The following is a 13,984-nucleotide window of genomic DNA, read 5'->3' as shown; positions in this document are numbered from 1 at the left end:
GGGGGTTGCGCGGGCGCGGCCGCATCATTGTCGCGGCGATGATCTGCATCATGCTGCCGGCGATCTGACCGAACCGCGTGCTTGCGCGGCTCGCCGGCAATGGCTACATCGCGGGCAATCCGAATAGCTATTGTGCCCGACGCAACCGATTCGACCCGAGGTTTTGAAACGCCATGACCGTACGCCTGCATCGCGGTGACCTGCCCGACCTCACGCGCTACACCACAGCGGTGGCGATCGACACCGAGACCATGGGGCTGAACCCGCACCGCGACCGGCTATGCGTGGTGCAGCTCTCGCCCGGCGACGGCAGCGCCGACGTGGTGCAGATCCCGAAGGGGCACACCGACGCGCCGAACCTGAAGGCCCTGCTGGCCAATCCCGCCATCACGAAGATCTTCCACTTCGCGCGGTTCGACGTCGCGGTGCTGTACCAGACCTTTGGCGTCATGACCGGGCCGATTTATTGCACCAAGATTGCCTCGCGCCTGACCCGTACCTACACCGACCGCCACGGCCTGAAAGACCTCGTGCGCGAGGTGCTCAATGTCGACCTCTCCAAGCAGCAGCAGTCCAGCGATTGGGGTTCCGACAGCCTGACCGAGCCGCAGCTCGCCTACGCCGCCTCGGACGTGCTGCATCTGCATGGCTTGCGCGAACGGCTCGATGCCATGCTGGTCCGGGAAGGCCGCACGGCGCTCGCCAAGGCCTGTTTCGACTTCCTGCCGACCCGTGCCCTGCTCGACCTCCAGGGCTGGGCGGAGGAGGACATTTTCGCGCATTCCTGAGCCCCCGGTCCCCGGTTAGACTCTGGACCGCGCCCCGTTTCGGACACTTTCGCGCGGTCTGTCCAGGCCACGCCAAGCCTGCAACGCCAGCCAGCGACGTCCAAGGCTGCATATTGGGGCGGTGAGGGGTACAATGGGACGACCCTCGATCCGGCTTGGCGAGCGACACCCCAGGAGCTCAGGTGAAATCGGCCCATAATCCCACCTACGACGCCGCGCTTGCGGCGAAGTTTGCCAGCGCGGCGCGCCACAGCCGCCTGGTGCGGATTCTCAGGGTTTGGGTCCCCGCGACGGTGGTCGTGGCCATGGCCGTGATTATCTACATCGCGTTCTTCAACAAATTCCGGATTCCAGAGCTGCCGCTCACCGTCGAGAACATGGTGGTGTCGGGCACCAAGATCACGATGGAATCGCCGCATCTGTCCGGCTTCACTCCGGATCAGCGGCCCTATGAGCTCTGGGCCAAGACCGCGACGCAGGACATCACCGATCCTGATCATGTCGATCTCAACGACCTCCGTGCGAAAGTGCTGATGGAGGATCAATCCACCCTGTTCCTCGATGCCCGCACCGGCCGCTTCGACAACAAGCAGCAGCAGCTCGATCTGCACAAGGACATCTTCCTGCGCACCTCCACCGGCTATGAGGCGCGGCTGAACTCCGCCTTCGTCGACATGAACAAGGGCACGGTCTCCTCGGACGAGCGTGTCGACGTCAAGCTGACCAACGGCACGCTGACCGCGGATCGCCTGCGAATTACGGAAGGCGGCGACGTCATCCGTTTCGAAGGCAATGTGGTCATGCATCTGGACAAGCTGGATGACCCCGCCGCCGCACAGCCTGCGCCGGTCGAGCCCGCGCCGCCGGCAAAGACACGTCCGCCTCAGAACAAGTCTGCCAACTCAAGATGATTTTCATGACCAAGATCTTTTCGCGCAGCGACGACCAGCGGCGCGCCATCATCAGCGCGGCTGCACTTGCGGTCGGCATCGTTCTGGTCGCCACAGGTGCGGCCATCGCGCAGAACACCATGCAGGGCGTGCCCAACGCGATGCAGGGCTTCTCGCAGAACCGCGATCAGCCGATTCAGATCGAGGCCGCTTCGCTCGAGATGCGCGACAAGAAGAAGGAGGCGACCTTCGCCGGAAATGTGAAGGTCATCCAGGGCGACACCACCATGACCTCGAAGACGCTGGTGGTGTTTTACGAATCGGGCGGCGGCGACAAGCCGGCCACGCCGCCGCAGCCCGCGAAGGGCGCGAAGTCGACGGCGCCGATGCAGTCGGCGCAGCCAGGCCCGGGCGGCAGTTCCTCGATCAAGCGGCTGGAGGCGCACGGCAATGTCGTCGTCACCCAGAAAGACCAGGTGGTGACTGGCGAGACCGCCATATTCGACACCAAGACCAATCTCATCACCATGTTCGGCGGCGGCGCTGGGCAGGTGGTCATGACGCAGTGCAAGAACGTGATGCGTGGCGATCGGCTGAAGGTCGACATGACGACCGGCGTGTCGCGGGTGGAATCGGATAGCGGGAGGGTTCAGGTCTTGCTGCCCCAGGGCGCCGGCAATGATTGCGGTTCGGGCAAGGGCGGCGGAGCAGCGCCTCTGCAATTGCCTGGTGCAAGTAAACCGAAATAAATTCAATGGCTTGGTTCGGATGCGGCCGAACCGAGGTTGAAGCTTGGCCGGCGAGACTGTATCTAGCGCCCAGGGCTTTCGAAGCGGGGTCCGCCGCTTTTCGGGCGTGTTTCACTGGGCATGAGACATCCCTTCACTCATGCTGCATCGGCGAATCGAAAGCCCGATGCGGCAGATCGCGCGAATTCGCGCGGGATCGTCGCGCAGGATCGTCGCGAAAGGCTTAGAAGGCGGGGATGGTCGATCTCTTCAGCATGTTCCGTCGGCGCCCCGCCAAGCGCGGCCGGCCAGGATTTGCGCGCCAGGACATCACCGCGCTCGGTGACAGTGTCGGCGGGCTCGTGGCCAGCCCGATCCGCGATGCGCCGCCGCTCGCCCGCGACCCGGCGCGTGCGCCCGATCAGTTCCAGGCTGACTATCAGGACGGCTACGAAGCCGATTATCAAGCCGAGCCCCGCCCGCAGGCGGTTCACCCGGTCAGGGCTGCCGGCAGGTCCAATGGCGCCGGCGCGCCTCAGCTCCTGAAGCGGCCGGGTTTCCTGGCTGTGCATAGCGTGGAAAAGGCCTTCGGCAGCCGCCAGGTGGTGCGCGGCGTCAGCATCTATGTGCGCCGCGGCGAAGCCGTCGGCCTGCTTGGTCCGAACGGCGCCGGCAAGACCACCGTGTTCTACATGATCACGGGCCTGATCAAGGCCGATCGCGGCGCGATCGAGCTGGACGGCCACGACGTCACGAAACTGCCGATGTATCAGCGCGCGCGGCTCGGCATCGGCTATCTGCCGCAGGAAGCCTCGATCTTCCGCGGCCTCACCGTCGAGCAGAACATCCGCGCCGTGCTCGAAGTGGTCGAGCCCTCGCGCAAGAAGCGCGAGCAGCAGCTCGACTCGCTGCTCGACGAATTCAACATCACGCGGCTGCGCAAATCGCCGTCGATCGCGCTGTCCGGCGGCGAGCGCCGCCGCGTCGAGATCGCGCGCGCGCTGGCGACGCGGCCGAACTATATGCTGCTCGACGAGCCGTTCGCCGGCATCGACCCGATCGCGGTCGGCGACATCCAGGACCTCGTCCGCCATCTCACCAATCGCGGCATCGGCGTGCTCATCACAGACCACAATGTGCGCGAGACGCTCGGCCTCACCGATCGCGCCTATATCGTCTATGCCGGGGAAATCCTGACCGAGGGGAGCCCGGATGAGATCGTGGCCGATCCGGACGTGCGCCGCCTTTACCTTGGCGAGGAATTCCGCCTCTAGCCCGTTTTTGCGTTTCGTCAAGACGTGTACATCGGGCCCGGACTAGGATAAGCAAAAATCGGACCAACTTTTTGGGATCGGTTCTAGCTTCATGGCGCTCACGCAGAGATTAGAGTTCCGGCAATCGCAGTCGCTGGTCATGACGCCGCAGCTGATGCAGGCGATCAAGCTGCTGCAATTGTCCAATCTCGATCTCACGACCTTCGTGGAAGAGGAACTCGAGCGGAACCCCCTGCTGGAACGGGCCAATGACGAGGCCCCCGCGGGTGAGACCCCCACGGATGCGGGCCAGTTCAGCGACAACGACGATTTCGGCGGCGGCAACGCCGACGAGCCCGGCGGCGGTCCGGGCGAGGCGTTCGAGCCGGGCCAGGAAGAATGGATGAGCAAGGATCTCGGCACCCGCGCCGAGATCGAGCAGACCCTGGACACGGGCCTGGACAACGTCTTCTCAGAGGAGCCGGCCGAGGCCGCGGCACGCAACGCCCAGGACGCCGCGCCGACCACCTATACCGAATGGGGTGGCGGCGCCTCCGGTGACGAAGACTACAATCTCGAAGCTTTCGTCGCGGCCGAGATGACACTCGGCGACCACCTCGCCGAGCAGCTCTCGGTGGCTTTCACCGCGCCCGCGCAGCGCATGATCGGCCAGTACCTGATCGACCTCGTCGACGAGGCCGGCTATCTGCCGCCCGATCTCGGCCAGGCCGCGGAGCGCCTCGGCGCATCGCAAGCCGACGTCGAGGGCGTCCTTGCCGTGCTGCAAAAGTTCGATCCGCCCGGAGTCTGTGCGCGCAATTTGAGCGAATGCCTGGCGATCCAGCTCCGCGAGCTCGACCGCTACGACCCCGCGATGCAGGCCCTGGTCGAGCATCTCGATCTCCTCGCCAAACGCGACATCGCCGCCTTGCGCAAGCTCTGCGGCGTCGACGACGAGGACATCGCCGACATGATCGGCGAGATCCGCCGCCTCAATCCCAAGCCCGGCATGAAGTTCGGTTCGGCGCGCCTGCAGACCATGGTGCCCGACGTCTATGTCCGCCCGGGTCCCGACGGCGGCTGGCATGTCGAGCTCAACAGCGACACCTTGCCGCGCGTGCTGGTCAACCAGACCTACTATTCGCAGCTGTCGAAGAAGATCGGCAAGGACGGCGACAAGTCCTATTTCACCGACGCGCTGCAGAACGCGACCTGGCTGGTGCGCGCGCTCGACCAGCGCGCCCGCACCATCCTGAAAGTAGCAACCGAGATCGTGCGCCAGCAGGACGGCTTCTTCACCCATGGCGTGGCGCATCTGCGGCCGCTGAATCTGAAGGCCGTCGCCGACGCCATCCAGATGCATGAATCCACGGTGTCCCGCGTCACCGCCAACAAATACATGGCGACCAACCGCGGCACGTTCGAGCTGAAATATTTCTTCACGGCCTCGATCGCCTCGGCCGACGGCGGCGAGGCGCATTCCGCCGAAGCGGTGCGCCATCACATCAAGCAGCTGATCGATTCGGAGGAGCCGAGCGCGATCCTGTCGGACGACACCATCGTGGAACGCTTGCGCGCTTCGGGCATTGATATTGCCCGCCGCACGGTCGCGAAGTACCGCGAAGCCATGCGCATTCCTTCCTCGGTGCAACGCCGCCGCGACAAGCAGAGCGCCCTTGGTAACGTCCTCTCCACCGCCTTGTCCGATCGCTCGCGCAATCCCGAACCGGCCTGATTGCACTGGCGCGAAATCGCGCTACTCTCGGCTCCCCTTTGCAACCGATCCAAGCACGCGCATGATTCGAAAAAGTGCACAGCGGTCTCCTCTCGCGACCAACGCGGAACGGGTTCGTGGGGAGATCATGCGCAGGGAACGACTTCAGCCGCGATGACGCGTCGTCGCGGCTGATGAGCAAATCAAGCGAGGCATCCCATGACTCTTCGGATTTCGGGCAAGAGCATCAGCGTCGGCGAGGCCCTGCGCGGCCGCGTCGCCGACCGCACCGACGAGGTGCTGCGCAAATATTTCGACGGCAATTATTCCGGCCACATCACGCTCAGCAAGGACGGCTTCGGCTTCCGCACCGATTGCGCCCTGCACCTCGATTCGGGGATCACGCTCGAGGCCGATTCGAACGCGCCGGATGCCTATGCCAGCGCCGACCAGGCGCTGCTGATGATCGAGAAGCGGCTGCGCCGCTACAAGAACCGGCTCAAGGACCGCTCCGCCCGCAAGGCCCATGTCGCCTCCGAGGCCATGGCTGCGCTCGACGCGACAGCCTACGTGCTGGAGGCGCCCGGCGAGGGCGAGGAGGACGTCACCGGCTACAGTCCCGTGATCATCGCGGAGCAGACCACATCGTTGAAGCAGCTCTCGGTCAGCGAGGCGGTCATGGAACTCGACCTCAGCGGTGCCCCTTGCCTGGTCTTCCAGCATGGCTCTTCGGGCCGGGTGAACATCATTTACCGCCGGGCGGACGGCAATGTCGGCTGGATCGATCCGCCGGGGGCCAAGGTGGACGGCAAGGTCGATGGCAAGGCGGGCGGTTAGGCGGGGCGGGGCTCCGTACGATCCCGGCCCTTAACAATGACCGTGGCAAAGCCGCACGCGGGAGTTGGCACCGGGATTGCGTTGGAGTAGAAGCCCCCCACATCTGGACTTGGCAGGACTTTGGGCTAAGTCCCCTTCCTGCTTCACGTTATTGACGCTGGCTCGGCTTGGTCTATCAAGCTGGCCAATTCGGAACCTGACGGTTTAATTCACCTCGGAAAGCCTCCATGCCGATTACCGATCTGGTCGCACCCGAGGCGATTCTCCCGGCATTGAAGGTCAACAGCAAGAAGCAGGCCTTGCAGGAGCTCGCGGCCAAGGCCGCCGAGCTGACCGGGCAGAACGAGCGCTCGGTCTTCGAGGTTCTGCTGCAGCGTGAGAAGCTTGGCACCACCGCTGTCGGCTATGGCGTCGCCATTCCGCACGGCAAGCTGCCTAAGCTCGAAAAGATCTTTGGCCTGTTCGCGCGGCTCGACCGCCCGATCGATTTCGAGGCCATGGACGGCCAGCCGGTCGATCTCGTCTTCCTGCTGCTCGCCCCCGAAGGCGCCGGCGCCGATCATCTCAAGGCCCTCGCCCGCATCGCCCGCCTCCTGCGCGACCAGGACATCGCCAAAAAACTCCGCGCCTCGCGCGATGCCCAGGCGATCTACTCGGTGCTGGCCCTGCCGCCGGCGACCGCGGCGTAAGTCTTCCGGTTCGAACCCGAGCCGCGCCGGCTGCGACCTAATGTCGAGGCCGGGCGCCATGACATGTCTCCGTCAGCTCTGATCGTTGTGCGTCCCGGCGCCGATTTGGCGCGGGAATTTTTAGAGATGATGTGCGGTTCGATCGGCCGGGTTTTTGGTCTGCTTTGCTCCGTGTCCGTGATCACCACGGCCGCAGCGCATGCTGACGAGGCCTCCAACGACCGCGTCATCGCGGAGAAGTCCGAGATCATCGCGGCCGACCCGTCCAACGCGGTCGCCTACGAACTGCGTGGCGAAGCCTACTACCTCAAGCACGATTGGAATCACGCCTTCGAGGATTGCAGCGCCGCGATCCGGATCGATCCGAATTTCGGGCGGGCCTATAATTGCCGCGGCCGCGCTTATTCCGCCAAAGGCGATCGTGATCACGCCATGGCCGACTACAACGAAGCCATTCGTCTCGATCCCGGCTATGGGCCATCCTACACCTCGCGTGCCCAGGAATATTTCAACAAGCGCGACTTCGAGGGTGCGATCGTCGGCTTCACCGAGGCGATCGAACGCAATCCCAAGCAGGCCTATTTTGCCACCGTCATGAGAGGTGAAGCCTACGCCGCGAAGGGCGACACCGACCACGCCGTCGCCGATTACAACGAGGCGATGCGGCGTAATCCCGCCGCCGCTTGGCCCTACGAGCTGCGCAGCACGATCCATGTCGGGAAGGGCGAAATCGACGCGGCGCTCGACGATTGCAACAGCGCCGTTCGCCTCGAGCCGGGCAAAGCCGGCGGCCATTATTGCCGGGCGGTCATCCTCCTGAAAAAGGACGATGCCGACGGGGCCATCCGGGAGTTTGACGAGGTCACGCGGATGACCCCGGCTTTCGCGAGAGCCTATCTCGCTCGTGCCCTCGCCTGGCACAGGAAGGGTGACGACAAGCGCGCCCTCGCCGATTGCGACGAAGCGGTTCGATTGGAGCCGGCAAATTCGGCGGCCTACAATAACCGTGCCGCCTTGCTTCGCGACATGGGAGAGCACACGCGTGCGCTCGCCGACTACAACGACGCAGTCCGGCTCGATCCGAAGAACCAGGCCGCCCTGGCCAATCGCGGCCTCCTCTACATGATGATGTCGGATCCAAAGCACGCGCGCGCCGATTTCAACAACGTGCTCGCGCTGCCGCCGAACGACAAATGGGCGGTCGACACCGCGCGCGAAGGGCTTGGTCTTCTGAAGTGAATGAGAGTGGCGCGTGTCCCGGACAAGCAGCAACGCTTAAGCGTTGCTGCGCAGAGCCGGGACCCAGCGCCTCACGGATTGCAGTCAACCGCATGGGCCCCGGCTCTGCAGCGCACCGTCGAAGGGACGCTGCGCTGCGTCCGGGGCACGAGAGCTGAGCGTGCGATAGCCTTATACGCCGTCATTGCGAGCGCAGAAGCAATCCAGAGTCTTTCCGCGGAGGGATTCTGGATTGCTTCGTCGCAAGTGTTCTTTGCAATGACGAACGGAAAACTTCATGACTCAAAATAAAAACGGGCACGCCTTCGCAAAAAGGCATGCCCGCTCAAAATCCTAATCTTCGTGCGACGTTCGCGCGCTCAGTGCACGCTCACCGCTTGCAGCTCGTTGCTCCAGGCGTTGGCGACCGCGGCTTCGCGGCTGTCGGTCAGCATGATCGGCGTGCCGTCGGCGGCGTGGAGCGCGAAGAGCTTGAGGCCCGGCGCGATTTTCGGCGCTTCGGGAAACAGGCCCGGCACGTCTTCCGAGCGGATCTGCTTCACATAGGCGATATGGCCTTCGCCGAGGGTTGCCAGCGTCTCGGGCGAGACGTTCTTGGCTTCGTATTCGAACGCAACGTGACCTTCACTCATGGTCTCGACTCCTCTGGAACACTAAGCGGTCGAGTCCGCTACTCGTTCCATTATTCGTGCTCATTGATAGCGATTGTCTTAACGATCCTCTCCGGTTCAGGCCGGGCCAGATCGATCGACAACAGCCCGTTCTTCAGATCCGCACCCAGCACCAGCATCCCCTCCGCCAGCACGAAGGTGCGCTGGAAGTGGCGCGCGGCGATGCCGCGATGGATGTATTGCCGGGACTTGTCGTCCTGCTGCCGTCCGCGGATCACGAGCTGGTTTTCCTCAATGGTTACATCGAGTTGGTCGCGCGTAAATCCGGCGACCGCCAGCGTGATGCGCAAGCGCTCGGGCTGGCCGTCCGATCGGTCGCACCTCTCGATATTGTAGGGAGGGTAGCCGTCGGCGCCTTTGACGACGCGATCGAGCACGCGCTCAATCTCGTCGAAGCCCAGAAGGAACGGACTGGATAACGTGGGAACACGAGACATAGTTTACAAAGTCCTCGCGGAAGCGACTTTGGTGTGTCGGGGCCCATAGAGGCGCCCCTTGAGACGCAATATGGGCACGTTCCCGTGTTGGTTCAAGCAGGTAGCCGGGATGCTGTGGATTGGGGGCATGTCGGCCGCCCGTCCATTCTGCTGTCACCCATGTGTCAGCCATGTCTCCGAACGCCTCTCAGTGATGTCGTACGGGCTGAGCCGACAAGCCCGGGCGTGATGGCTTTCCGTCGCGGATTTTTCCCAACGAAAACAAAGCCCCCTCTACTGTGCATGGGGTTGTTTTCGCAATTTTGGTTTGGGAGGGCCTCGGAACCCTCAGGCCTCGAGCCGCGTACGGCCGTCGCCGCTGAACAAATGCAGCTTGCTGCGTACCGCAGCGACTCGGATTTTCGCGCCGATGGCGGGGGCATCGGTTCCGGGAATGCGGACGATGATCTCGCCGGGCGGCAGCTCCCCGGGCGTGGCGGCGAGGTGCTGCTCTTCCTGCTCGCGGGAGCCATAGACGAAAGTTTCCGCGCCGACGCGCTCGATCGCTTCCACGGTCAGCGGCAAGGCGACGCCGCCGGCTGGGGTCTGGTCGGTGATGACGAAGTCTTCCGGACGGATGCCGAGAATGCCGGCATCGGCAGCACTGCTGCCGGCGAGCTGCGCGCGGATTTCCTCGGGCCGCGTCGACATCAGATTCATCGGCGGCGCGCCGATGAAGGAGGCGACGAAGGTGGTCGCCGGCTTCTCGTAGATCGCCAGGGGATTGCCGACCTGCTCGACCTGGCCGCCATTCATCACGACGAGAATGTCGGCGAGCGTCATCGCCTCCAGCTGGTCGTGGGTGACGTAGATCGACGTCGTGTTGAGCCGGCGCTGCAATTTGCGGATCTCCACCCGCATCGCGATGCGCAGTTTTGCGTCGAGATTCGACAGCGGCTCGTCGAACAGGAATACCTTCGGCTGGCGCACGATGGCGCGGCCCATGGCGACGCGCTGACGCTGGCCGCCGGAGAGCTGGCGCGGCTTGCGCTCCAGCATCGGCGACAGCTCGAGCACGCGCGCGGCTTCCTCGACGCGGGTCTTGATCTCGGCCTCCGCCATGCCGCGGTTGCGCAGGCCGTAGGCCATGTTGTTGTAGACGCTCATATGCGGATAGAGCGCGTAGTTCTGGAACACCATCGCGATGTCGCGATCGGCGGGCTCGACCTGGTTGACGACCTTGCCGCCGATGTCGATCTCACCGCCGGTGACGGTCTCCAGCCCCGCGACCATGCGCAGCAAGGTCGACTTGCCGCAGCCGCTCGGTCCGACCAGCACGCAGAACTGTCCGTCGCCGACATCGACGTTGACGCCCTTGATGGCCTCGAAGCCGCCGGGATAGGTCTTGCGGACGTTGCGCAGGGTGACGTTAGCCATGAAAACTCGCTTCTTACTTTTCCGTCTCGACCAGCCCGCGCACGAACAATTTTTGCATTACGACGACGACGAACACCGGCGGCAGCATGGCCAGCACGGCGGTCGCCATCACGATCGGCCATTCGGTCAGCGCGTCGGTGGTGGTGATCATCTTGCGGATGCCGACCTGGATGGTCTGCATGTCGTCGCGGGTGGTGATGAGCAGCGGCCAGAGATATTGATTCCAGCCGAGGATGAACAGGATCACGAACAGCGCCGCCATGTTGGTGCGCGACAGCGGCAGCAGCGTATCCCAGAAGAAGCGCAGGGGGCCGGCGCCGTCGATGCGCGAGGCCTCCAGGAGTTCGTCCGGCACGGTCATGAAGAACTGGCGGAACAGCAGCGTCGCCGTGGCCGAGGCGATCAGCGGCAGCGCGAGGCCCGCATAGCTGTCGAGCATGTGCAAGTCGGCGACGATCTTGTAGGTCGGATAGATGCGCACCTCGACCGGCAGCATCAGGGTGATGAAGATCAGCCAGAAGATCGGCATGCGGAGCGGAAAGCGGAAATAAACGATCGCATAGGCCGAGATGATCGAGATCGCGATCTTGCCGATTGCGATCATCAGCGCCATTACCAGCGAGTTCAGCATCATGTGGCCGACCGGCTCGCGGGTCGAGCCGCTCGTGCCGACGAAGATGGTCTGGTAGTAAGTATCGAAGAAATGACCGCCGGGCAGCAGCGACATCTGCCCGTTCGCGATCAGCGCGTTCTCCTGCGTCGAGGCGATGATCGCGATGTAGACCGGGAACGCGACGATCGCGATCCCGATCCAGAGGATGACGTGGGCGACATAGCGCCGAAAGCCCTCTTCCTCGACCATCAGTACGTCACCTTGCGTTCGACGAAGCGGAACTGGATGCCGGTGAGCACGATGACCATGATCATCAGGACCACCGATTGCGCCGCGGAGCTGCCGAGATTGCCGCCGAGCAGGCCGTCGGAATAGACCTTGTAGACCAGCGTTTCCGTCGACTTGCCGGGGCCGCCGCGGGTCATGGTGTCGATGATGCCGAAGGTGTCGAAGAAGGCGTAGACGATGTTGACGACCAGGAGGAAGAAGATGGTCGGCGACAGCAGCGGGAAGGTCACGGTCCAGAACCTTCGCATCGGGCGGGCACCGTCGATCGCGGCGGCTTCGAGCACGCTGCGCGGGATGCTCTGCAGGCCGGCGAGGAAGAACAGGAAATTGTAGGAGATCTGCTTCCAGGCGGCGGCGAGGATGATCAGCGTTGCGGCCTGGTCGCCGTCGAGCAGCGGATTCCAGTCGATGCCCAGGGCGCGCAGATAACGCGCGATCACGCCGAGCGAGGGATGCAGCATGAAGATCCAGAGCACGCCGACGACCGGCGGTGCCACCGCATAGGGCCAGATCAGCAGCGTGCGGTACAGCATCGAGCCGCGCAGCGGCTTGTCGGCCATGACCGCGAGCAACAGCGCGAACGACAGCGACGAGACCGCGATGGCGAACGAGAAGAAGAAGGTGCGGAGGATCGATTCGAAATAGGCGGAATCCCCGAACAGCTCGACGTAATTTTCGAACCAGACGAAGGTGGTCGACAGACCGAAGGCGTCCTGCTGCAGGAAGGACTGGATCACGGCCTGCAGGGCCGGCCAGTAGAAGAAAATCAGGACGATCGCGAGCTGCGGCGCAACGAGCGCATACGGCAACAGCTTTGATTGGAAAATGGCTTGCTTTTGCATGATGCCCGCAGGAGTGGCAGGCCGGGTTGCCCGGCCTGCCATCCGTGACCTTACTTGACGGCGGTCTTTTCGAACTGACGCAGCATGGTGTTGCCGCGCTCGACGGCCGCGTCCAGCGCCTGCTTGGCGGTCTTCTTGCCGGCGAGCGCCTGCTCGATCTCTTCCGCCCAGACGTCACGCAGCTGAACCATGTTGCCGAGGCGGAGGCCGCGGGAGTTCTCGGTCGGCTCCTTGTTGGTCAGCTCGAGCAGCGGGGTCTCGAGATAGGGCTGGTCCTTGTAGAACCCTTCCGCCTTGGCCTTCTCGTAAGCCGCCTTGGTGATCGGCAGGTAGCCCGAGGCCTTGTGGATATAGACCTGGCGATCGGTGTCCGAGAGGAAGGTCAGGAATTTTGCAACGCCCTTGTACTCCTCGGCCGGCTTGCCGCCCATGACCCAGAGCGAAGCGCCGCCGATGATGGAGTTCTGCGGCGCGCCCTTCGCGTCGGGGTAATAGGGCATCGGCACCGCGGTGAAGGCGAACTTGGCCTGCGCCTTGACGTTGCCGAAGAATGCCGACGAGGTCAGATAGAGCGGACATTCGCCCGAGGTGAAGCGGCCCTCGCCGGTGTTGGTGCGGCCGGCATAATCGTAGGTCTTGTCCTTCTGCAGCTCGACCAGCTTCTCGAGATGCTTGACCTGGAGCGGACCATTGAACTCGAGCTTGGTGTCGAAGCCGTCGAGGCCGTTGGCCTTGCTCGACAGCGGCACGTTGTGCCAGGCGGAGAGCTGCTCGAGATTGACCCAGGTGACCCAGGAATTGGAGAACCCGCAGGTCGCATGACCGTTGTCATGGAGCTTCTTGGCGGCCTCAAACGTTTCGGGCCAGGTCTTTGGGATCGCGACATTGGCCTTCTTCAGCTCGTCGAGATTGACCCACATGACGGTCGACGACGAGTTGAAGGGGAACGAGAGCATCTCGCCCTTCGAGGTGGAGTAGTAGCCGGTGATGGCGGGCAGGTAGATCTTGGGATCGAACTTTTCGCCGGCCTCGGCCATCAGCTTGTAGACGGGCTTCACGGCGCCGGTCGCGGCCATCATGGTGGCGGTGCCGACCTCGAACACCTGCATGATGTGCGGCGCGTTGCCGGCGCGGAACGCCGCGATGCCGGCATTCATCGTATCGGCGTAGTTGCCCTTGTAGGTCGGGATCACCTTGTAATCGCTCTGCGACGCGTTGAAGTCGTTGGCGAGCTTGACGATGACGTCGTTGTTGGCGCCGGTCATCGCGTGCCACCACTGGATCTCGGTCACGGCCAATGCCGGCGAGGCGCCGAGACCAACCGTGAGTGCAACAGCAGCAGCCGTGCCAAAATGTCGAAGAGCCATCAAGAAAACCTCCCTTGCCCGTCACTAAAGAAGCGCTTGCGCTAGCAGTGCCATATGACGTTCACATGACTGTGTAAGCGGGAGAAACGAAAGCAGCAAGCGCTGCTAAATGGGAAGTCGTCAAATAGGCGAAGACGCCACAGCCAGCCTCCTCCGTTCGCGGTGCACTATCGTGCCCGCGCCGCAGTGCGGCATCATTCGTTGGACGGAGG

General features: G+C 63.6%; 14 protein-coding genes. 8 read left to right on the top strand and 6 right to left on the bottom strand.

All coding sequences use genetic code 11. The annotated features are described in order from the left end of the window. Window positions 1–173 precede the first annotated feature (173 nt). From RPS27_RS14020 to RPS27_RS13985, 8 genes are all read left to right on the top strand, one after another. Window positions 174–788, top strand: coding sequence for a ribonuclease D (locus tag RPS27_RS14020; protein WP_194405193.1), 615 nt, complete (start codon window positions 174–176; stop codon window positions 786–788). Window positions 789–970: 182 nt separating this feature from the next. Then, window positions 971–1,699, top strand: coding sequence for an LPS export ABC transporter periplasmic protein LptC (gene lptC / locus RPS27_RS14015; RefSeq protein WP_212064862.1), 729 nt, complete (start codon window positions 971–973; stop codon window positions 1,697–1,699). Continuing rightward, window positions 1,696–2,427 (top strand): LptA/OstA family protein, encoded by a 732-nt coding sequence (locus tag RPS27_RS14010; protein WP_376717333.1) that lies wholly within the window; start codon window positions 1,696–1,698, stop codon window positions 2,425–2,427. Before lptC ends, RPS27_RS14010 begins: the two co-directional genes overlap by 4 nt. A gap of 236 nt (window positions 2,428–2,663) precedes the next feature. Then, window positions 2,664–3,680, top strand: a complete 1,017-nt coding sequence (gene lptB, locus RPS27_RS14005; RefSeq protein WP_212064864.1) for an LPS export ABC transporter ATP-binding protein — start codon at window positions 2,664–2,666, stop codon at window positions 3,678–3,680. 91 nt (window positions 3,681–3,771) lie between these two features. Further along, the gene (gene rpoN, locus RPS27_RS14000; protein WP_212064865.1) at window positions 3,772–5,394 is read left to right on the top strand and encodes an RNA polymerase factor sigma-54; all 1,623 of its coding nucleotides are present in this window, start codon (window positions 3,772–3,774) and stop codon (window positions 5,392–5,394) included. A 198-nt stretch (window positions 5,395–5,592) separates the two neighbouring features. Next, the gene (hpf, locus tag RPS27_RS13995) at window positions 5,593–6,210 is read left to right on the top strand and encodes a ribosome hibernation-promoting factor, HPF/YfiA family (RefSeq protein ID WP_211415263.1); all 618 of its coding nucleotides are present in this window, start codon (window positions 5,593–5,595) and stop codon (window positions 6,208–6,210) included. A 227-nt stretch (window positions 6,211–6,437) separates the two neighbouring features. Beyond that, window positions 6,438–6,899, top strand: coding sequence for a PTS IIA-like nitrogen regulatory protein PtsN (gene ptsN, locus RPS27_RS13990; protein ID WP_008141251.1), 462 nt, complete (start codon window positions 6,438–6,440; stop codon window positions 6,897–6,899). A gap of 63 nt (window positions 6,900–6,962) precedes the next feature. Then, a complete protein-coding gene (locus tag RPS27_RS13985; protein WP_313754071.1) occupies window positions 6,963–8,138 on the top strand; it encodes a tetratricopeptide repeat protein in 1,176 nt (391 codons plus the stop codon). Window positions 8,139–8,497: 359 nt separating this feature from the next. On the opposite strand, the gene RPS27_RS13980 is transcribed toward RPS27_RS13985, so the two are convergent. From RPS27_RS13980 to ugpB, 6 genes are all read right to left on the bottom strand, one after another. Continuing rightward, entirely contained in the window at window positions 8,498–8,770 is a 273-nt protein-coding gene (locus RPS27_RS13980) for a DUF1150 family protein (RefSeq protein WP_011083553.1), read from the bottom strand. Between the two features lie 50 nt (window positions 8,771–8,820). Beyond that, window positions 8,821–9,246 (bottom strand): Hsp20 family protein, encoded by a 426-nt coding sequence (locus RPS27_RS13975; RefSeq protein ID WP_028133593.1) that lies wholly within the window; start codon window positions 9,244–9,246, stop codon window positions 8,821–8,823. Window positions 9,247–9,573: 327 nt separating this feature from the next. Next, complete coding sequence (locus RPS27_RS13970) at window positions 9,574–10,662, bottom strand: sn-glycerol-3-phosphate import ATP-binding protein UgpC (RefSeq protein ID WP_194405187.1); 1,089 nt, start codon at window positions 10,660–10,662, stop codon at window positions 9,574–9,576. Between the two features lie 13 nt (window positions 10,663–10,675). Further along, window positions 10,676–11,524, bottom strand: coding sequence for a sn-glycerol-3-phosphate ABC transporter permease UgpE (gene ugpE / locus RPS27_RS13965; protein WP_212064867.1), 849 nt, complete (start codon window positions 11,522–11,524; stop codon window positions 10,676–10,678). Then, complete coding sequence (gene ugpA / locus RPS27_RS13960; protein ID WP_194405185.1) at window positions 11,524–12,405, bottom strand: sn-glycerol-3-phosphate ABC transporter permease UgpA; 882 nt, start codon at window positions 12,403–12,405, stop codon at window positions 11,524–11,526. The genes ugpE and ugpA overlap by 1 nt, the downstream gene beginning before the upstream one ends. A gap of 50 nt (window positions 12,406–12,455) precedes the next feature. Then, window positions 12,456–13,772 (bottom strand): sn-glycerol-3-phosphate ABC transporter substrate-binding protein UgpB, encoded by a 1,317-nt coding sequence (gene ugpB, locus RPS27_RS13955; RefSeq protein ID WP_194405184.1) that lies wholly within the window; start codon window positions 13,770–13,772, stop codon window positions 12,456–12,458. Window positions 13,773–13,984: the final 212 nt, after the last annotated feature.

It is taken from the genome of Bradyrhizobium sp. WYCCWR 12699 (genome assembly GCF_032144035.1).
In the GTDB taxonomy this organism is placed as follows: domain Bacteria; phylum Pseudomonadota; class Alphaproteobacteria; order Rhizobiales; family Xanthobacteraceae; genus Bradyrhizobium.
The sequence above is the reverse complement of the archived record's forward strand: the minus strand, read 5'-3'. Positions and strand labels throughout refer to the sequence as shown.

Coding starts and splice junctions, on each gene's coding strand:
- RPS27_RS14020 (WP_194405193.1), top strand. CDS start 174: ATGACCGTACGCCTGCATCGCGGTGACCTGCCCGACCTCACGCGCTAC.
- RPS27_RS14010 (WP_376717333.1), top strand. CDS start 1,696: ATGATTTTCATGACCAAGATCTTTTCGCGCAGCGACGACCAGCGGCGC.
- lptB (WP_212064864.1), top strand. CDS start 2,664: ATGGTCGATCTCTTCAGCATGTTCCGTCGGCGCCCCGCCAAGCGCGGC.
- rpoN (WP_212064865.1), top strand. CDS start 3,772: ATGGCGCTCACGCAGAGATTAGAGTTCCGGCAATCGCAGTCGCTGGTC.
- hpf (WP_211415263.1), top strand. CDS start 5,593: ATGACTCTTCGGATTTCGGGCAAGAGCATCAGCGTCGGCGAGGCCCTG.
- ptsN (WP_008141251.1), top strand. CDS start 6,438: ATGCCGATTACCGATCTGGTCGCACCCGAGGCGATTCTCCCGGCATTG.
- RPS27_RS13985 (WP_313754071.1), top strand. CDS start 6,963: ATGTCTCCGTCAGCTCTGATCGTTGTGCGTCCCGGCGCCGATTTGGCG.
- RPS27_RS13980 (WP_011083553.1), bottom strand. CDS start 8,770: ATGAGTGAAGGTCACGTTGCGTTCGAATACGAAGCCAAGAACGTCTCG.
- RPS27_RS13975 (WP_028133593.1), bottom strand. CDS start 9,246: ATGTCTCGTGTTCCCACGTTATCCAGTCCGTTCCTTCTGGGCTTCGAC.
- RPS27_RS13970 (WP_194405187.1), bottom strand. CDS start 10,662: ATGGCTAACGTCACCCTGCGCAACGTCCGCAAGACCTATCCCGGCGGC.
- ugpE (WP_212064867.1), bottom strand. CDS start 11,524: ATGGTCGAGGAAGAGGGCTTTCGGCGCTATGTCGCCCACGTCATCCTC.
- ugpA (WP_194405185.1), bottom strand. CDS start 12,405: ATGCAAAAGCAAGCCATTTTCCAATCAAAGCTGTTGCCGTATGCGCTC.
- ugpB (WP_194405184.1), bottom strand. CDS start 13,772: ATGGCTCTTCGACATTTTGGCACGGCTGCTGCTGTTGCACTCACGGTT.